The 18,795-nt window shown below is 63.4% G+C and carries 18 protein-coding genes and 1 riboswitch; of the genes, 4 read left to right on the plus strand and 14 right to left on the minus strand.

The features are described 5' to 3' along the window. Entirely contained in the window at window positions 1-801 is an 801-nt protein-coding gene (locus I6E58_RS10960; protein ID WP_129073114.1) for an RNA methyltransferase, read from the plus strand. A 96-nt stretch (window positions 802-897) separates the two neighbouring features. On the opposite strand, the gene I6E58_RS10965 is transcribed toward I6E58_RS10960, so the two are convergent. From I6E58_RS10965 to I6E58_RS10985, 5 genes are all read right to left on the minus strand, one after another. Next, window positions 898-2,769 (minus strand): ABC transporter ATP-binding protein, encoded by a 1,872-nt coding sequence (locus tag I6E58_RS10965; protein ID WP_197133522.1) that lies wholly within the window; start codon window positions 2,767-2,769, stop codon window positions 898-900. 199 nt (window positions 2,770-2,968) lie between these two features. Next, window positions 2,969-3,337: a DUF202 domain-containing protein gene (locus I6E58_RS10970; protein ID WP_197133524.1), complete on the minus strand. Its 369-nt coding sequence runs from the start codon at window positions 3,335-3,337 to the stop codon at window positions 2,969-2,971. Beyond that, window positions 3,334-3,714, minus strand: coding sequence for a YidH family protein (locus tag I6E58_RS10975; protein ID WP_129073118.1), 381 nt, complete (start codon window positions 3,712-3,714; stop codon window positions 3,334-3,336). Before I6E58_RS10975 ends, I6E58_RS10970 begins: the two co-directional genes overlap by 4 nt. 10 nt (window positions 3,715-3,724) lie before the next feature. Then, window positions 3,725-4,747, minus strand: coding sequence for a hypothetical protein (locus I6E58_RS10980; RefSeq protein WP_197133526.1), 1,023 nt, complete (start codon window positions 4,745-4,747; stop codon window positions 3,725-3,727). Between the two features lie 195 nt (window positions 4,748-4,942). After that, on the minus strand, window positions 4,943-5,434 hold the full coding sequence (locus I6E58_RS10985) for a hypothetical protein (RefSeq protein WP_197133528.1): 492 nt from the start codon (window positions 5,432-5,434) through the stop codon (window positions 4,943-4,945). 111 nt (window positions 5,435-5,545) lie between these two features. Between I6E58_RS10985 and I6E58_RS10990 the strand changes: the two genes are divergently transcribed. Next, a complete protein-coding gene (locus tag I6E58_RS10990; protein WP_197133530.1) occupies window positions 5,546-6,205 on the plus strand; it encodes an alpha/beta hydrolase in 660 nt (219 codons plus the stop codon). Window positions 6,206-6,262: 57 nt separating this feature from the next. On the opposite strand, the gene ribH is transcribed toward I6E58_RS10990, so the two are convergent. The 9 genes from ribH to I6E58_RS11035 all read right to left on the minus strand — a co-directional run bounded on the left by ribH (window position 6,263) and on the right by I6E58_RS11035 (window position 14,602). After that, window positions 6,263-6,736, minus strand: coding sequence for a 6,7-dimethyl-8-ribityllumazine synthase (gene ribH, locus I6E58_RS10995; protein WP_197125868.1), 474 nt, complete (start codon window positions 6,734-6,736; stop codon window positions 6,263-6,265). Continuing rightward, window positions 6,736-8,028 (minus strand): 3,4-dihydroxy-2-butanone-4-phosphate synthase, encoded by a 1,293-nt coding sequence (ribB, locus tag I6E58_RS11000; RefSeq protein ID WP_197133532.1) that lies wholly within the window; start codon window positions 8,026-8,028, stop codon window positions 6,736-6,738. Before ribB ends, ribH begins: the two co-directional genes overlap by 1 nt. Next, window positions 8,025-8,648 carry a riboflavin synthase gene (locus tag I6E58_RS11005; RefSeq protein WP_129073122.1) on the minus strand — a complete coding sequence of 208 codons (624 nt, stop codon included), beginning with the start codon at window positions 8,646-8,648 and terminating at the stop codon, window positions 8,025-8,027. Before I6E58_RS11005 ends, ribB begins: the two co-directional genes overlap by 4 nt. Before the next feature lie 2 nt (window positions 8,649-8,650). Next, window positions 8,651-9,787 (minus strand): bifunctional diaminohydroxyphosphoribosylaminopyrimidine deaminase/5-amino-6-(5-phosphoribosylamino)uracil reductase RibD, encoded by a 1,137-nt coding sequence (ribD, locus tag I6E58_RS11010; protein WP_197133534.1) that lies wholly within the window; start codon window positions 9,785-9,787, stop codon window positions 8,651-8,653. A 100-nt stretch (window positions 9,788-9,887) separates the two neighbouring features. After that, a riboswitch (FMN riboswitch) is annotated at window positions 9,888-10,042 on the minus strand. A 145-nt stretch (window positions 10,043-10,187) separates the two neighbouring features. Then, complete coding sequence (locus I6E58_RS11015) at window positions 10,188-10,943, minus strand: HAD family hydrolase (RefSeq protein ID WP_197133537.1); 756 nt, start codon at window positions 10,941-10,943, stop codon at window positions 10,188-10,190. A gap of 19 nt (window positions 10,944-10,962) precedes the next feature. After that, window positions 10,963-11,529 (minus strand): GNAT family N-acetyltransferase, encoded by a 567-nt coding sequence (locus tag I6E58_RS11020; protein ID WP_197133539.1) that lies wholly within the window; start codon window positions 11,527-11,529, stop codon window positions 10,963-10,965. Then, window positions 11,529-12,539, minus strand: coding sequence for a tryptophan--tRNA ligase (gene trpS / locus I6E58_RS11025; RefSeq protein ID WP_197133542.1), 1,011 nt, complete (start codon window positions 12,537-12,539; stop codon window positions 11,529-11,531). Before trpS ends, I6E58_RS11020 begins: the two co-directional genes overlap by 1 nt. Window positions 12,540-12,551: 12 nt before the next feature. Next, on the minus strand, window positions 12,552-13,412 hold the full coding sequence (locus I6E58_RS11030) for an exodeoxyribonuclease III (RefSeq protein ID WP_197133545.1): 861 nt from the start codon (window positions 13,410-13,412) through the stop codon (window positions 12,552-12,554). Between the two features lie 77 nt (window positions 13,413-13,489). Then, complete coding sequence (locus I6E58_RS11035) at window positions 13,490-14,602, minus strand: YihY/virulence factor BrkB family protein (RefSeq protein ID WP_197133548.1); 1,113 nt, start codon at window positions 14,600-14,602, stop codon at window positions 13,490-13,492. A gap of 111 nt (window positions 14,603-14,713) precedes the next feature. On the opposite strand from I6E58_RS11035, the gene ptsP reads away from it, so the two are divergent. Continuing rightward, window positions 14,714-16,303, plus strand: a complete 1,590-nt coding sequence (gene ptsP / locus I6E58_RS11040; RefSeq protein WP_231595514.1) for a phosphoenolpyruvate--protein phosphotransferase — start codon at window positions 14,714-14,716, stop codon at window positions 16,301-16,303. A gap of 666 nt (window positions 16,304-16,969) precedes the next feature. Beyond that, window positions 16,970-18,643: a sigma-70 family RNA polymerase sigma factor gene (locus I6E58_RS11045; RefSeq protein WP_197133554.1), complete on the plus strand. Its 1,674-nt coding sequence runs from the start codon at window positions 16,970-16,972 to the stop codon at window positions 18,641-18,643. Window positions 18,644-18,795: the final 152 nt, after the last annotated feature.

An 18,795-nucleotide genomic window follows, 5' to 3' on the forward strand; every position in this document is an offset into this window, starting at 1 on the left:
GTGCCCGTCATCCCCGTCACCGAGCTCAGCGACCCGCGTCTGGCTGACTACTCCCATCAGACGGACGTCGCGCTGCGCAAAGCTCAAGGCACCGAGCACGGGCTCTACCTCGCCGAGTCGACACTCGTGCTGCAGCGCGCTCTGCGCTCCGGTCACCACGTGCGTTCGGTGCTCGCGCTCGGTACTTCGGTGGACGAGATCGTTGAGCTCGTGGGCGACGACGTTCCCATCTTCACGGGGGACGGGTCGCTGCTCGCCGAGCTGACCGGCTACGTGCTGCACCGCGGTGTTATCGCGTCGATGCACCGCCCGCCGCTTCCTGCTCCGAGCGAGTTGCTGGCGGATGCTCGCCGCATCGTCATTCTCGAAAACGTCGTTGATCCCACCAACGTCGGCGCGATCTTCCGGTCCGTCGCCGGGATCGGGGCGGATGCCGTACTCGTCACCGAGCAGTGCTCCGACCCGTTCTACCGCCGCGCGATCCGCGTCTCGATGGGAACCGTGCTGCAGGTGCCGTGGACACGCATCGGCAACTGGACAGACACTCGGGCGCTGCTCACGGCATCCGGCTTTCAGATTGCGGCGCTCGCTCTCGAGGATGGTGCGGTGTCGCTGCGCGATTATGCGGCGGATGCTCCCGAGAAGGTCGCGCTCGTGCTCGGCACCGAGGGCCACGGTCTTACCCGCGACGCGATCGATGCTGCCGACACGATCGTGCAGATTCCGATGCGGCACGGCATCGACTCGCTCAACGTTGCGGCGACCGCCGCGGTCGCGATGTTCGCGCTCGCGGTGGAATAGCGGCAGCGCACCCGCTCAGTAGCGGAGAGCCGAGCGGCAGCAGCGACAGCGCGTTAGCGGGCGGGCGCACTGCCGAAGCAGCGCACCCGCGAGCCGCTAAACGAGCAGCTGGTGCTTGGCGAGGTCCTTGTAGAGCGGGGTCGACTTCACGAGCTCGGAGTGGGTTCCGACGCCCACAACCTTGCCCTTGTCGAGCACGACGATCTGGTCGGAGTCGACGACGGTGGAGAGACGGTGCGCGATCACGATGAGGGTGCGGTTCTCGGCCACAGCGTCGATGGCTTCGCGGAGCATTTGCTCGTTGAGGCCGTCCAAGCTGGAGGTCGATTCGTCGAGCAGCAGAATCGGGGGAGCGGCGAGCAGCGTGCGGGCGATCGCGAGACGCTGACGCTCACCACCGGAGAGCATCACTCCGTCTTCGCCGACGGCAGCATCCAAACCGGCAGGGTTGCGGTCGAGCACGCCGGTGAGGTTCACAGCCGCGATGACCTTGGTGCATTCCTCGTCGGTGGCATTGGGGGCCCCGATGAGAAGGTTCTGGCGGATGGTGCCAGCGAGCACGGGCGCATCTTGCTCGACGTAGCCGATCTGGGCGCGCAACTCTTCACGGTTGAGGGCACGGAGGTCGTCGCCGCCGAGGCGTACAACACCACCGGTCGGGTCGTAGAAGCGCTCGACGAGGGCCAGAATGGTGCTCTTGCCGGCGCCGGAGGGGCCAACAATGGCGGTACGTTCGCCGCGCTTCACGGTGAAGCTGACTCCACGCAGAACGGTGAGGTCGATTTCTTTGGCATCGGATTCGGTGCCGGCGTGCTTGAGCGCGGCCAGTTCCGTTTCGGCTTGCACGAGCACCGAGTCGCGGGGGTACGAGAACTCGACATTGTCGAAAGTGATTGCGGCATCTGATTCGATGCTGGCAACGGAAACAACATTGGCATCGGACTCGAGCTCGCTGGGCAGCTTGATGATCTCTTGGATGCGGCCGAGCGCACCGAGTGCCTGGTTGACGGCGGTGACGGCGCCGAAGGCTTGGCCGAGCGGCATGATCATGAGGAAGAGGAAGAGGATGAACGCGACGAGGTCGGCGATCTCGATGGCGCCACTGGCCACGCGGTAGCCACCGACACCGAGGACGACGAGGAACGAGACCTGCAGGGCGATTCCGGCGATCGGAACAACAAGCGCTGAGATCTTGGCGACGCTGATGCCCATCTTCCAGGCGCCGAGGGCGTCTTCGTTCACGGCTTCGATTTCACGCTCGGTGGCGTTGGACGCTCGCAGTGTGCGCACGGCGGAGATCGCACGTTCCACGGCGGCGGCCAGGTCGCCAACCTTGCGCTGAGCGCGCTGGCTGGCCACACGGATGCGCTTCGACAGGGTTGTGACGGTGACGACCGCGATGGCGATCACGAGCACGGTGAGGCCGAGCAGCACGGGGTCGATGATGAGCATCGCGATGAGCGCACCGATGAAAGTGATCGAACCACCGATGGCTTCGACGAGTCCCTGCGTGAGCACCGCGCGCAGCAGAGTCGTGTCGCTGCCGACACGGGAGACGAGGTCACCGGTGCGGCGACGGTCGAACTCCGAGATGGGGAGGTTGAGCATCCGGCTCACCAGTCGACGTCGGCTGGAGAGTACGACGCCCTCGCCGGTGCGCTGCAGAAGGTAGTGCTGGTAGCCGCTGATGAGGCCCGAGATTACGACGAGGCCGATGAGTAGCCACACGAGAGTGCCGAGCGATTCGCCGGCCTCAACGATCGTGATGACCTGGCTGACGAGTAGGGGCTGGGCGAGCGAAGCGCCAGCGCCGAGGATGCTGAGGATGATCACGAAGATCATGACCTTGCGGTGCTCGAAGAGGTAGGGGAGCAGTTCGCTGAACTTGGCGCGGGGGCCGTCGTCGGGGTTGTCGCGTGATCCAGAACGTCCGCGACGCGGTGCAGCGGTGTGTGAAGTCGAGCTCATGAAGTTTCTCGTTGTCCCAAAACTGGAGGGCGAAGGTGCCGCGAGTGTTCAGCGGCATCGGCATCAGCAATCAGCCTCTAAAACACTAAGCCTTCTGTCTGGGCGCTGCGTACAACATCCGGTGTAACCGTGTTGCGGGAGCTGCTGCGCGGGGAGGTCGCCGGGGAGTCCGGAACGAGCACAAAGCTCTTAGCCGCAGCTACAGGGATTGAACAGTCGGGACCATACCGAGTGCAGCGAATACCGCGCCGACGACGGCGAGCACGAAGACGGCAAGCGCCCAGAGGAAGAGCGGCGCCGCACTCGTGAGGCGAATGCGATCGGTGGATGCCTGGACGAGCTTCGTATGCACGGTGCGGTATCTACGATGCCCCACCCAGAACAGCACGGCGGTCATGATGAGGCCAAGAGCGGCCACGGCGTAGCTGCCGATGCTGACAGTGTTGAGCAGCAGTCGTGCGGAGACGAGCGCGGCGATGGCAAACGACAACACGGTGCGCTGCCAGGCGAGGGCGGTGCGTTCTGCTTGCAGGCCGGCATCGAATGGACGGTCGAAGGCGCGCGTCACTGGAGGAGGATACCGATCGCAAGCAGCAGCCCGGCCACAACAACGCCGCCACCGATGGGGCCAGCAAGGTTAGGGGAGGGCAACGGGCGCCCGAGTCGCAGCGACTGCTCGGCCTTCATCCAGCCAAACCAGGCCTGAATCGGCGCGAGAACGCCCAACAAAATCAGCAACACGGATGCCCCGATCCGGAATCCCGGAGCGATCGGCAACACGAATGCCTCGAGCGCGACACCCGCAGCGATCAGCGCGAGGGCGGTGCGGATCCACGCCAAAAACGTGCGCTCGTTTGCCAAGCTGAAGCGGGCATCCGGCTCAGTGCCGACGCCGTAGACACGACGCGGAAAGCGGCGAGGAGGTGGCTGTACTGGTTCGGTCACGAGCGATCCTTCATGCCCCGATTCTAGCGTTGGCGGCCGACTCCGATTGTTTCGGCGTCGATCGTGCAGTTCTTAAAGATGCCCACAACGCTCCAACGGCCACAAGCACGACGATATGCACCGCCGGCGTGGAGCTGCCCTCCGCCAGCCAGCCAAGCCATCCCGGCTCGATTCCTATCGACAGACCGGCCTTCGGTCCTCTCAGCGGAGCGAGAATGAAGGAGGCCGCCAGCAACACGATGGTCGCAGCACTGAACCCCACCACTAAGGCCACCCGAAATTTCCGGAGCCTGTTTCGCACTGCCACGGTCAGCGCGAACACCATGAGAGCGCTCAGTAGCGCTATCGCGATCATCGGCAGGTATCCCACAGTTGACGAGGCAATGGCGGTCACCATGTTGTTGAGATCGAGGACAACGCCCAATCTGCGTGCTGCGACTTGAGCACTCAGCATGCCGATGACGGAGATGAACAGCACTCCCATCAGCATCCCCAGCAGTCCCCACACTGCACTTCTCAGCAGAGTGTTCACACGTTGTGGTGGCGATGCTGTTGCGTCGTGAGGTGCGCGTTGGGGTTTTCGCGACCGCATCCAGAGCAGTCCAACAGCGAGGAGGAATACCAAGTGAACAGCGGAGCTACTCCCGCCGCGATTGAGCCAGCCTTGCCATCCGGGTGCTACACCAATCATTGGAGTCGCCGGCGTCATGCCCGTGGCGCCGAGAGCGAAGGACGCAATGACGAGCAGCAGCGTCGCAGCGCTGAAACTGCTGGCAAACGCCAACTGCGAAGCTCGCGAACGGTGGCGCATCGCGACGGTGAGGGCAAAGATAGCGGCCAGACCCAGTAGCGCTAGGGCGCCCATCATCAGGTACGGCACGCGTGGGGTGATGATCGACTGCACGGAATTGTTGAGGGCGTACTGCGCCCCAGCTGCAAGCCCCGACGCTTGGATCGTGAGGATGCCGGCGACGAATACGAACACCGCGCCGCTTGCCGCTCCGCAAAGTGCCCACATCGTACTTTTGGTCAAGTGACCCCCTCAGATACACGCCCGCTTTGGCGCAGCAGCTCGCTGCGCCCTCTTTGCCCGACCGATGGATACTAAAGCTTTCATCAATTTCTGGTGATCGCAAGTGTGCGGGCCAGTTCTACGTTTGCGTTCAATCGCGATAGCGAGAACGCGGGGTGTGCGCCGAAGTCGCCGCCGAGGAAACTCGTCGCGTAACTACTCCGTCGGCCGCACAAACTTCTCGTCGAAGTCGTAATCGTCCCAGTTGCCGTTGACGAGGATGCTGCCGTATTCGCCAGCGGGCAATGAATCGACTGCGGCGAGCGGCACCCCCATCCGAATTTCAAGGATCACGATGCCGGTATCGGGGCCACCGCCGAGAACTTCAAGTCCATCACCCGCCCGAAAGACACCGGTGAGGGCTTTGCCTGTGAGCACTACGGTGCCTGGTCCGTCCTCATACAGGGTGAACTTGTCGACCATTTGGAACGCGACTTCGCTGCCGGGTGCCGTACTTTCGATCGGATCGCTCGTGGGATCCGCCGAAGCTGACGCGCTCGCCTCATCCGGGATGAACGTCGGCGTCGGAGTGGAATCTGCGTCGGTGGGGCTTCCGGGCGTGCATCCGGAAACCGCAATCGCGACGCCGAGAATCACCAGCGCGGCGAGGGATCGAGCAGACTGCGTCATTCGTGGTGAGTTTCGCATACCGCCAGCCTAGGCCGGGTTTTGAGGCAGCGGCTAGGGATTCTGAAACAGTTTCATCCCGATAGCGCTCGTTGTAGGAGTTTTCTCGCTCGTACGCTCTACGCTCGCGGGATGGAACAAGTGCGGGAGGTCATCCTGGTGCATGGTCTGTGGCACCAGCCAGCGCACCTGTCGCTCGTCACGCGCGAACTTCGGGAGAATGGCATCCGAGTCGTTGCACCGCAGCTGCACCGTGGGTCGCTTGGGGCCGATACCGCGGTTGTTCAGGACGCAGTCGATGCCTGTGCGAGTGCGCCGGTTGTTATGGGACATTCCTATGGTGGATCGGTGATCACCGGGCTGCGGGGCGTGCATCACCTCGTATTCGTGGCGGCGTTCGTGCCGGACAGCGGAGAGAGCAGCGCTTCGCTTGGTGGCCCGGAGCCGCTGATAAAGACGGCTCTCATCACCGCTAGTGACGGTTCTACCCGGGTCGATCCGTCGAAGGCGGGGGAGTACCTCTACGGAGATTGTTCGGAAGAGGTCAGCGAGTGGGCGACAACCCTGCTGCGCCGTCAAGCTCCGGGGCACGGTCGCGGAGTCCCCAGCCACATTGGCTGGCATTCCACTCGGTCGACCTACGTCGTCTGCACCCGGGACCGCGCTCTTGACCCTGAGCTTCAGCGGGAGATGGCGCATCGTTGCGACGACGCCGTCGAAATCACGACGAGCCATTCGCCGTTTATCAGTGAGCCGAAGACGGTGGCGAGTCTTCTGGCTCGTGCGGTTTAGAACTGACGAGTGCGATACCGCTGATTCCCGGATGCGCTCGCGGGGAGCGTGCGGCGGTTACTCGCCGCGAAGCTGACGCAACAGCACCGCGGTCGCGATAGCGGCGTTGGCAGCCTCTTCGCCTTTGTCCTCTTTTGAGCCCTCTAGCCCGGCACGATCAAGGCCCTGCTGTTCGTCGTCGAGCGTGAGCACGCCAAAGCCCACTGGTTTGCCGGTCAGGATCGAGACCTGCGTGAGACCGCTGGTGGCGGCATCCGACACGTATTCAAAGTGGGGTGTTCCGCCACGGATGATGACGCCGAGAGCAACAACGGCATCCGCCCCAGCATCGAGGGCTGCTTTGCTCGCGACGGGCAGCTCGAAGCTGCCGGGAACCCGCACCTCGGTCACCTCGGCGTTGGCCGCATTGAGGGCGCGGTGGGCACCGGCGAGCAGACCATTGGTGATGACTTCATGCCACTGACCAGCGATGATCGTGACCTTCAGGCCAGTTGCATCGGTAACGATTTCGGGGGATCCTGCGCCACTCATCAGAGGCCTTTCGCGGTAAGTCGTGCTTCAGCGAGCACGGCGGTGGTGGGGAGTTGGTGACCCATACGGTCACGCTTGGTTTCGAGGTAACCCTCATTGCCGGCGCCAACGCCGACAACGAGCGGCACGAGATCGCCGACAATCACGCCGCGCTCTTCAAGCTGACGCTTCTTCTCGGGGTTGTTGCTGAGCAGGCTGACCGACGAGATTCCAAGATCCTTGAGGATGCCGACGGCAGCCCCATAATCGCGGGAGTCAGCGGGCAGGCCCAGGGCCAGGTTCGCATCCAGAGTGTCGAGCCCATCCTCTTGCAGGCGGTAGGCGCGCAGCTTGTTGATGAGGCCGATGCCACGACCTTCGTGGCCGCGCAAGTAAATCACAGCGCCACCTTCGCGTTGGATGGTCTCGAGCGCACTATCGAGCTGGGGGCCGCACTCGCACTTGAGCGAACCGAACGCTTCACCGGTGAGGCACTCCGAGTGCACGCGCACCAGAGTGGGGCCGTCGCCGATGCGCTCGAGGGTTCCGGGCGCGATGAACGCAACGTGGTCTGCACCCGTCGAGTTGTCGCGGTAGGCCCGCACGGTGAAGGACCCGTGCACGGTCGGGATGGTGGTTTCGACCTCGAACTGCACGCGACTCATCTCGGGGATCGGTTCGATCGGTGCCGGGATGGTGTCGCAACGGTTCTCTTCGAGCCAGTGCATGAGGTCCAGAATCGTGATGACGAGCACGTCTTCGCGCGCACCGAACTCGATCAGTTCGGGCAGCCGCATCATCTCGCCCGAGTCGAGCACTATCTCCGAGATCGCGGCGACGGGGCGTAACCCGGCAAGCTTCATCAGATCGACGGATGCCTCGGTGTGGCCGTCACGCTCGCGCACTCCACCATCGACCGCCCGCAGCGGCATGATGTGGCCGGGGCGATGCAGACTCGACGGCATCGAGAGGGGATCGGCGAGCACCCGCAGAGTGTGGGCCCGATCGGAGGCGCTGATGCCGGTGCTGAGACGGTTGGCGGCATCCACGGAGACGGTGTACGCCGTGCCGCGGGGGTCTTCGTTGTGAGCAACCATCGGCGGAAGCGCGAGGGCATCGGCGATTTCGTTGGTCATCGGGGCGCAGATGAAGCCGGACGAGTGGCGCACCATCCACGCGATCCACTCTTGGCTGGCGAGCTCGGCCGAGATGATGACATCGCCCTCATTCTCGCGACCCTCATCGTCGGCAACGATGACGGGGCGACCCGCGCGGATCGCCTCAATGGCATCGGGGATGGTGGCGAGACTCATGACTCGGTCCTTTCGTGGCGCTGATCAGCGTCGGTGAACTCGGCCATCCGGGCCACATGGCGGGCGAGGATGTCGGTTTCGATGTTGACGGAGTCGCCCACAGCGAGCGCTCCCAACGTTGTAGCGGTGAGGGTTTCGGGAATCAGCGAGACCTCAAACCAGTCGCGGCCCACAGCACTCACCGTGAGCGAGACGCCGTGCACCGCGATGGAACCCTTGCGGGCGACGAGCGGTGCGAGTTCTTCGGTGAGGCTGAAACGCAGGATGCTCCAGCTGCCCTCATCGGTGACGCTCAGAACTGTGCTCGTGCCGTCGATGTGACCCTGCACGATGTGACCGCCGAGACGATCGCCAACCTGCATAGCGCGCTCGATGTTCACCCGGGCGCCCGCAGCGAGCGAGCCGAGCGTGCTCATGTCGAGAGTGACGCCCATGACGTCGGCCGTGAACCAGTCGGCGCCCTGATCGACAACGGTGAGGCATACGCCGCTGACGCTGATCGAGTCACCGTGGCCGGCATCCGATACGGCCTGCGGAGCGCGCACCGTGAGGCGGGCGCCATCATCGGTCGCGGCCAGCTCGACGACATCGCCGAGCTCTTCAATGATTCCGGTAAACATGGTTACGCGTCCGTCTCTGTCGCCGGGGCGACCGTGTGCTGTGTTGCCGTGTGCTGTGTTGCCGGCTGGACGGCTGCGTTCGTGCTGGCCGCCGGGCGGGCGGCTGCTGTCATGCTGGCCGCCGGGCGGGCGACGATCAGCACGTCGTTGCCCAGTGGGCGAAGTTCAGTGATGCTGAGGTCTTTGGCCTCAGCCATGGTCGTGACCCCGAGTTCGCCGAGCGCCACCTTGGGGCCGCCCAACAGTTTCGGAGCCAGGTAGATGAGCAGTTCATCCGCAAGCCCCGCAGCGATGAAGGCGCTCGCGATAGTGGGGCCACCTTCTACGAAGACGCGCCGGATGCCCGCCTCGAACAGTTCGCTCAGCGCGGCGTCGAGGTCGCGCCCGTCAATCTGACGCAGTTTTGCGGGGTGTTGGCGCAGCTTCGCCGCCGCCGGAATCTCGCGCCGACCGAGCACCACCGGCTGCGGTTGCGACTCGAGTAGTTCGCCGGCGTCGCCCCGCGCGGTCAGGCTCGGGTCATCGGCGAGCACCGTGCCCGTGCCCACGACGATCGCATCGGCGCGCGCTCGTTGCTCGTGCACGTGCTGGCGGGCGGCGGTGCCGGTGATCCACTGGCTTGTGCCATCGGCGGCCGCAGCGCGACCGTCGAGAGTGGATGCCCACTTCACGGTGACATGCGGACGCTGCAGTCGCGCAGCCGTCAGCCACGAGTGCAGAAACTCCTCGGCCTCGGCCTGAGCGACGCCGGCGATCACTTCGACGCCACCAGCGCGGAGTCGTTCGGCGCCACCAGCGGAATGCGCCCCGGGATCAGGCACTGCGTAAACGACGCGGCTCACACCTGCAGCGAGCAGGGCTTGAGCGCAGGGACCGGTGCGGCCGTGGTGGTTGCAGGGCTCGAGGGTGACGATGGCGGTGAGGCCTGCGGCGATGCCATCGAGTTTGGCGAGAGCATCCACCTCGGCGTGCGGAGTGCCCGCCCCGTGGTGCCAACCCTCAGCCACTATCTGTCCGTCGGCATCCACGAGCACGCAACCCACTTGAGGGTTGCCGCCGGTGATCGGCCCGTGGTTCGCCAACGACAGCGCATGGCGCATCAGCTTCTCCAGCTGTGCCTGCTGTTGTGGTGTGGTCATCCGGGCTCTCGTCTCGTGGGACGCGCTCCGGGAAAGTGGGTTCGAAAAACCCGCCGGTCCATTCTGGGCGCCCATATTTCGGGCACTACAGATGGTTCGGCTCGTGCTTCCTCTTATCCGGACTGAGAAATCTTGCGATCTCATTACCGTCGGTCCCGGAGTTTCACCAGGTCAACCGTTTCGAAGTTTTCACTTCGGCGCGGGTCGCGGACTATAACCGCCGGTTCGGATTCTCACCGAGCCCCGGAGCACGTTTTGCTTTGCTTAGTCTACTCAACGCGTTTCGCCGCGAACTATTCCCGCCCCAACCTCTCAGTTTGTTACGCGAGGCGGGAGGGACTGGCGCGACTGTTTCGGGCGAGTCCTCGCGCTACGGCCGCAGCCGAAGCGTGCGGCCAGCTCAGTCGAGCAGCCCGTCCAATTCATCAAGCGAGTGGATGACACTAACGCCAGCCGCACGAGCTTCCTCACGCTGGTCGGTGGTCGCGCTGCGCTCGCGGTCGAGCCACACTCCGGTGAGTCCGGCATTCGCGGCTCCCAGCGCATCCGTCGCTAGCCGGTCGCCGATGTAGACCGCGTTGGCGGGCTCGACGCCGAAGAGTTCGCAGGTGTGGTGAAAGATGCGCGGGTCGGGCTTGGTGTGTCCGAATTCGCCGCTGGCGACAAGGTGCTCGATGCGGTCGGTGAGGCCGACGGTCTCGACCTTGCGGGTCTGAAAGTCGAGTTCGCCGTTGGTGATGATGCCGAGGCGGGTGGCGGGGGAGCGGGCCTCCAGCGAGTCGAGGCAGGCGAGGGCGTCGTCGTGCAGGTGCCACGCGTCGCGGTACGCCTCGAAGTAGGTGTCGAACCAGACGCTGGACTCGGCATCGGTGAGGGGCATGCCATAGGGCTCGACGAACCCGCGGGCGCGGGCTTGGCGTTGGCCTTCGAAGGTCAGTTCGCCACTGAGGTAGCGGTGGTAATGAAACTCCTCAAGCGCCGTCCAACGCACACTCTCCGACGCATCGTCGGGCCACACCGTGCTGCCGTCGGCGCTGGGACCGGCAGCGAATGCAGCCCCCAGCGAGCGTCGGTGGTTACGAATGCCGAGATCCACGGATGCCCGGTGAGCAAACAGGGTGTCGTCAAGGTCAAAGAGGGCAACGGTGATGGTCATTCAGCCATTCCCGTAGGCGCTAAACCGGCCAGGGCTGGCCGGACTCGACCTCATACGTGGGGTTCTCATCCGGAGCAGTGAGCGTTGCCCACCACGACGGCGGATGCGTGCCACCGCGATACTCGCTCGAGGCGGGTTCGATGCCGGTGTAGATGAAGCCGAGGCTCTTCGCGATGGCAGCGGAGGCTTTGTTGCCCACGAGGGCTTCCCAGCGCACTTCGGGGCGACCGGTCGAGAATACCCAGCGGCTGACCTCGGCGACGGCTTCTTTCATGAAGCCCTTGCCGCGGTGGGGTTCGCCCATCCAATAGCCGATGGTGTCGTTGTAGAGGCGAAAGCTGATGACGCCGAGCAGTTCGGGCTTGCCGGTTTCGCGGATCGCCCAGGTGTATTCGTCGTCGTCTTCCCACCACTGCGTCACGAGGTTGTTGATGAAGAATTCGGCATCCGATGCAACGTACGGCCACGGGATCGTGAGCGTGTGCTCAAAGATCGGGTCTTGGCAGTAGGCGGTCATGAGTTCGACATCGTCGCCAGTGAGGGCATCCAACGTCAGGCGTTCGCTCGACAGATTAAAGACCTGCATTAGCGCACCCGCGGCAAGAAGCCGATGCGGTCATAGACGCGGTCGAGCGTCTTCTGAGCCATCTCGTTCGCGCGCTCAGCGTTCTTGCTGAGCATGCGGTCGAGCTCGGCGGGGTCAGCGAGCAGTTCGAGGGTGCGCTCACGCACCGGCGCGAACTCGGCCACCACGACCTCGGCAACTTCCTTCTTGAGGTCGCCATAGCCTTTGCCCGCGAAGTGCTCTTCGAGGTCGGCCACGGATGTTCCGCTGAACGTGGAGTGCAGCGTGAGCAGGTTCGAGACGCCCGGCTTTGCTTCGCGGTCGAAGCGAATCTCGCGCTCATCATCGGTCACGGCCGACTTGATCTTCTTAGCCGTCTTATTCGGCTCATCGAGCAACCACAGCACGCCCGCATCCGTCGTCGCTGACTTGCTCATCTTCGACTCGGGGTTCTGCAGGTCATAAATCTTGGCCGTGGCCTTCTGAATCTGCGGTTCTGGCATCACAAAGGTGTCGCCGAATCGAGAGTTGAAGCGTGCGGCCAGGTCGCGCGTGAGCTCGATGTGCTGACGCTGATCTTCGCCGACCGGCACGATGGCGGTGTCGTAGAGCAGAATGTCGGCGGCCATCAGGATGGGGTAGGTGAAGAGGCCAACCGAAGCGGCATCCGATCCCTGCTTGGCGGACTTGTCTTTGTACTGCGTCATGCGCGAAGCCTCACCGAAGCCGGTGATGGTGTTCAGCACCCACGCAAGTTCAGCGTGCGCGGGAACCTGCGACTGCACGAACAACACAGAGCTTTCAGGGTCGATGCCGCCGGCGATATATTGCGCGGCGGTGCGACGGGTTTGAGCGCGTAGCAGCGCGGGGTCTTGCGGAACGGTGATGGCGTGCATGTCGACAACGCAGAACACGGCGTCGTAGTTCTGCTGCATCTCGCGCCATTGCAGGAGCGCGCCAATGTAGTTGCCCACGTGGAGCGAATCGGCAGACGGCTGCATGCCTGAAAACAGGCGAGGTGTGGTGCTCATGGGCTAATTCTTTCAGATCGAATAGTCAACAACGACGGGAGCGTGGTCGCTCCAGCGCTCATCCCAGGCGCCGGCCTTGTCGATGCGGTAATCCGCAACGGTGGCTGCAAGCGCGGGGGTGGCGACGTGGTAGTCGATACGCCAACCGGTGTCGTTGTCAAAAGCTTGGCCGCGCTGCGACCACCAGGTGTACGGGCCTTCGACTTCGCCGGCGAACTGGCGGCCGACATCCACCCAGCCGAGGCCGGGGCCGGCGGTGCCGTCGACGCATTCGATGGTCTCGCCAGCAGCGCCGAAGAAGCGGTCGAAGTAGGCGCGCTCCTCTAGGAGGAAGCCCGCCTTTTTGCGGTTGCCGCGCCAGTTCTTGATGTCGAGTTCGCGGTGACCGACGTTGAGGTCGCCGACGATCAGGGCGTGGTCGCTGTGGGCGGCAAGCTCGGGCAGGCGCACGAGCATGGCCTCTAAGAACTTGTACTTCTCGACTTGCTTGGGGGTATCAACGACGCCCGAGTGAACGTAAGTGCTGACGACAGTGACGGTCGTGCCGTTGACATCGAAGTCGGCTTCGAGCCAACGACCGGCACTATCGAAATCGTCGGCGCCGAGCGCAACGCGGTGAGCAAGAGGGGCGGATGCCGCCGATCCCTTGCGTGAGGCCACAGCGACGCCCGCGCGACCCTTTGCCGTCGCGGCATCGTGCAGGATGTTCCAGCCATCGCCGAGCAACCCTTCGATGTCAGCGTCAGCGGCCCGAACCTCTTGCAGCGCCAGAATGTCGATGTCCCGGGCATCCAGCCAGTCGCCCATGCCCTTGCGGTAGGCGGCGCGAACACCATTGACGTTGACGGATGCGATGCGAAGACGTGTTGCCATGCCACAAGACTACCGAGGCCCACCGACCGTGTCGTCACTGAGTAGCGACTCTGGCGCACGCCTGTGCTCGCCGATGCCTAGCGCTTGTTGTTGCGTTTCATCATCCGCTTGAAAGTGCGCTTGAACTTCACTTCGTTGGCCTTGTCGAGTTCGCCCTGTTCCTCGGGCGTCGCCTCGGGCGATCGGCTCGATTTCTTGCTGGCCTTCTGCCCACTCTTCGCGGCCTTGTTGGCCTTAGCGTCATCCGCAGCCTTTGTCGCGGTGACGGCACGCGGCGCATCCTCTGCACGCTTCTCACCGCTGATGTCAAGGTCGGCGTCGTCGGCGGCAACGGCAATCCATGCTGCGCCAATCAGGATGATCTGGCAGATGAAGTTGAACCAGATCAGCAAACCGATGATGACGGCAAAGGAGGCGAGAAGCGGGTTGCGGGTGGCGCCTTCGAGAAGGAAGCCACCACCGAATTTGAGGGCGCCGAGCGCAACAGCGGCGATGATCGTGCCCTGAGCGAGTATCCGGAACGGAATCTTGATGCCGGAGATGACGCGATAGAAGATGCCGAGTGTCGCCGTATCCAAAATGAGTACGATCACGAGGGCGACACCACGGGTGGCGATGAGGCCGGCCGTCGAATCCTCGCCGATCGACACGAGACCGAGAATCCAATTCAACGCGGCAGAGCTGAGCACCGAGACGCCCGCCGATACAAGCACGGCGAGACCAAAACCGATCGCGAGCCCGGCATCCTTGAGTTTCAAGATGAGAAAGTTCGTCTCCGAGCTCTCGAGGCCGAACATCGACCGAACCGCGCTTCGTCCAGAGGCGATCCACCCCAAGGCCGTAAATGCCAAACCAAATGCCGCTATGACACCTGTGATGCCCAGAATGTTGGTGTCAGCAAGCGTCTCACGGGTGATTGCGCCATTACCGCTGCCATCACCGATGAGCCCCGGGATGTTGGTCGAGATGAAGTTGTAGACGGCTTCCAGCAGTACCGGGTCGCCCTGCACGATGAATCCGGCGACCGCGAAACCGACCCAGATCGCGGCAAACACGGCGAAGATCGCCTGATACGAAAGCCCTGACGAGAGAAGCGGCCCGAGCTTCTCGGCATAGTGCATAAATACCCGTACCGGGCGGAGCTGGAGTACCCACTCAATGGCTGGTTTGAGTCGTTGCGCAAGCTGCATTCATCAAGAATAGCTAGGCTGACAGTGCGTTCTGCAGAGGAGAGGTCACATCACATGGAACTTCAAGGTGTCGGAGTTGGACGATCGGTAGCCATCGGGAAGGTCGTGCGCATGCCTGACCCTCTTCCGGAACCGAAAGATGCTCGCCATTCCGGCGATGCTGCCGCTGAGAAAGAGGCCGCAGCATCAGCGCTTACTTTTGTCGCTGCTGACCTGCGCGCTCGCGCAGAGAAAGCGGATGCCGAAGCCAACGAGGTTCTCACCGCCACAGCTCTGATGGCTGAAGACCCCTCCATTCTCGACAGCGTGAACGAGTTGATTGACGGCGGCAAAGCTGCCGAGCGCGCTGTGTTCGAAGCGTTCGCTTCGTTCCGCGACATGCTGATCTCCTTGGGAGGCATGATGGCCGAACGTGCCACTGACCTCAGCGACGTCAGCCAGCGCGTCGTGGCTCGCCTCCGTGGCGTAGAAGCTCCGGGCGTTCCGCAGCGCGACGAGCCTTTCGTGCTCGTTGCCGACGACCTCGCTCCGGCCGACACTGCGCTGCTCGAGCTTGACAAGGTACTTGCGCTCGTCACCCGCCAGGGCGGCCCGACGAGCCACACCGCGATCCTCGCACGTTCGAAGGCAATTCCCGCGATCATGGGTGTTGCCGAAGCCCTTGATCTCGCTGATGACACCGAGGTAATCGTGGATGCCGGTGCCGGCACCATCACGACCGAACCGACCGCCGAGCAGGTTGCCGCCGCTGAGGCTCGCATCGCGGAGCTCGCCGCCGCAGCAAACGCACCCATCACTGATGGTGCGCTCGCGGACGGAACTCTCGTTCCTCTGCTCGCGAACTTGGGCACCCCGTCGGAAGCGGCTCAGGCTGTTGAGCTTGGCGCAGAAGGTGTCGGCCTGTTCCGCACCGAGCTCATGTTCCTCGATGCCAAGACCGCGCCGACGGTCGACGAGCAGACCAAGGAATACACCGAGATGTTGCAGCACTTCCCGGGTAAGAAGGTCGTCGTTCGCGCCCTCGATGCCGGTGCCGACAAGCCGCTGAGCTTCATGGACATGGGTGAAGAAGTGAACCCCGCCCTCGGTCAGCGCGGCCTTCGCTCGCTCCGTGTCAACGAGAACATCCTGCGCGACCAGCTCACTGCTCTCGTCAACGCGCAGAATGCCACCGACGCCGACCTCTGGGTCATGGCCCCGATGGTGTCGGATGCCGAAGAGACCGAATACTTCGTCGCCCTGGGCCGCGAACTGGGCCTCAACACCGTGGGAGTCATGGCCGAGGTTCCCTCGCTCGCCGTTCTCGCCGACCAGGTTGCCGAACGCAGCGACTTTGTATCAATCGGTTCCAACGACCTCACCCAGTACACGCTGGCTGCAGACCGGATGCTCGGCACCCTCGCCAAGTTCCAAGACCCGTGGCACCCTGCCGTGCTTCGCATGGTCAAGATGCTCGGAGATGCCGGCGCCGCTGCCGGAAAGCCCGTCGGCGTCTGTGGCGAAGCCGCAGCTGACCCGCAGCTCGCCATCGTGCTCGTGGGACTCGGAGTGACAAGTCTTTCGATGACGCCCGCTGCGCTCGCCGACGTACGTGCTGAGCTGCTGACAGTCACGCTCGAGCAGGCCAAGGCCCGCGCGGCTGCCGCCATCAACGCGACGACCGGGCCGACCGCTCGTGAGGCTGCGGCCAACGCTGCCTAACTCGTTCGTACCTCTTTGAAGTACTGCCACGATCCCCTCGGGAATCGTGGCAGTACGTCCTTAATGTGCGAAAGCACAGCGAAGTTTTCGCAGCAACGAAAGTTTTTTATTCATTGGCGGCTGGATTGCCACCGGGTGGCCGGAGGTCTCCGTCGAACGCTTACGCGTGATGGCGGTGTAAGTGGTCCAGTTTCCGGCCGACGAGTCAGAGTTTCTGGGAGCGTGCACGCTTTTTGCTGGATTGGGGCGCGACACACTCGTCGCCCTGACCGGGGTACACGAACTTCGCACTGCTGGTATCGCTAGAGCGTGTGATTTGTTGGGCGCACGACAGAAACTGGTTCGTGGGTGCACCCCTCACTGCGTCAACGTCGGAATCGTTTTACCGAGACCGCTGGGCTGAAAGCGGGTACCAGAGGGGGCGCAGGTGGTCTACAGCTCGCGCCGCGGCGACAACGGTCGACGCCGCCCGATAACGCGCTAGAACCCGGCGTTGTTAGGGCAAGAACGACCTGTTCCCCCCTAGTGGGGGCACAGTTTTCTGAGAAAATTCGATAGTCTGCGTCATAGAGAACGGGTAACTCGGTCTCTTTGGGTAAGAGGGTTGTTTGTCTACGACCTTCACTCCAAAGGGACAAAGAGAGGCCCGGGAAATGGATCAGGGGGATGAGCGGAATCGTGGCTTCGAAGCTAACCACTTCGGACGAGCAGCTGCTGGCACAGGCGCGTACGGGGGTACAAAACGCCTTTGCCGAGCTCTGGAGTCGCCACTACCGCTCGGGAATATGTGTTGCCCGTCAGTACACGTCGATAGACGCGGACGATCTCGTGTCTGAGTCGTTCGCGCGTATTTACCAGCGTGTGCTGGCGGGTGGCGGCCCGCAGGGAGCTTTTCGCCCCTACCTCTATACGACGATCCGCAACCTTGCGTCGACATGGGGCGCTGCCTCCCGTGAAGTTCAAGTGGATGAGATCGCCGACTTCGAAGATCCGAGCACTCTCGACGATCCCATTGCGATCGCCCTCGATCACAGCCTTACCGCGAAAGCCTTCCGTGAACTCCCGGAGCGCTGGCAGTCGGTGCTCTGGTACACCGAAGTGGAGGGCATGGACCCTCACGAAGTAGCTCCGCTACTCGGAATGAGCGCTAACAGCGTCGCTGCGCTGTCGTACCGTGCGCGAGAAGGCCTGCGCAAAGCATGGTTGCAGGCTCACATCAACGACGCGACAGCATCCGGCGACTGCCGCTGGGCGATGTCTAAGTTTGGCGAACATGCTCGCAAAAGCCTGAATGCCCGCGACGCCAAGAAGATTGGTAGTCATCTCGCGTCGTGCGCTCGCTGCGCGATTGTGTGTGAAGAAGTTGACGAAGTTGGTTCACGCCTAGCACTCGTGATGATCCCGATGCTGCTGGGCGGCGTTGCTGGAGGCGGTTTCCTGAGTGCCTTCGGGCACGGCGGCGCAGCGTCGCTCACCGCAGCAGCAGCGCCGGCCATGCCAGTAACCGTCGTTGCCGGTGCCGGAACGGCCGTCGTGGCCGGTAGTGTCGGCGTGAGCGCTGTTCCTGTGGCCATCGCAGGCTCACTCGCGGCAGTAATCGCGCTCACCGGATCGTTTGTGGCGCTGGCCCCGATTTCGCCGGAGTCCGCGAGCACCGACACCACGTCAACAAGCCAACTCGCCGATGACTCTCGAGCTGATGCTTCTGTCTCTACCGGGGTCGCGGATAACCTTGGCGGCGACCGCGACGACCCGAGCAATCTGGTTATTCCTACCGTGCCGGCCGTCGGAATCGGCGAAGCTGCTGAGGGCGGCGCGGGCGGAACTCAAGGCACGGGCGGCACCGCGGTAACGGATGGCAGCGACGGTGTCGCGCCAGGCGTTGGCGGTTCACAGGGTGGCGGCCTCGTGGGTGGCGTCGTCGACGGCGCTGTCGGTGGGCTCGTGGACTCGGTCGTCGGAACTGTCACCGGCGGAACACCTCCAGCGGGCCACACTGCACCCGGCGGGGTTGTAGCAGCTGACATCGATCTGAACCTCACCGGGACCGCAACGCCGGGCGCCCATCTCTCGCTCCAAGCGGGCGGTCTTGTCTACGCGACCACCACGGTGTCAAGCAACGGAAAGTTCACTCTGAACGTCACCGGCATTCCCGGCGGGCTATCCTCGCTCGATCTGGTGCAAACAGTGGACCGCGACTATCTTGGCGGCCTTGTCGGCACCGGCGGATTGTTGGGCGGCCTTCTCGGTTCGATCGATGGGCTCATCAACGACCTCATCAAACCACTCAGCCTGTCGTCGGGTAATAACCAGGGCGTGAACATCCGTCTGCTGAGTTAAACCCCATTTCGGGGGTGATCTGAGCTCTTCCACGTCATAATTCGCGAGTAGACCAGTCTCTTTGAGTGAGTAACCCGAATACTCAGCGTGGACGGTCGCCGTGGGTGACGGCCGCCCACAACAAATCGCCCCTGTTGCTACCGCGGTAGCAA

Origin of the sequence: Salinibacterium sp. SWN1162 (assembly GCF_015864675.1) — a bacterium.
GTDB lineage: Bacteria > Actinomycetota > Actinomycetes > Actinomycetales > Microbacteriaceae > Rhodoglobus.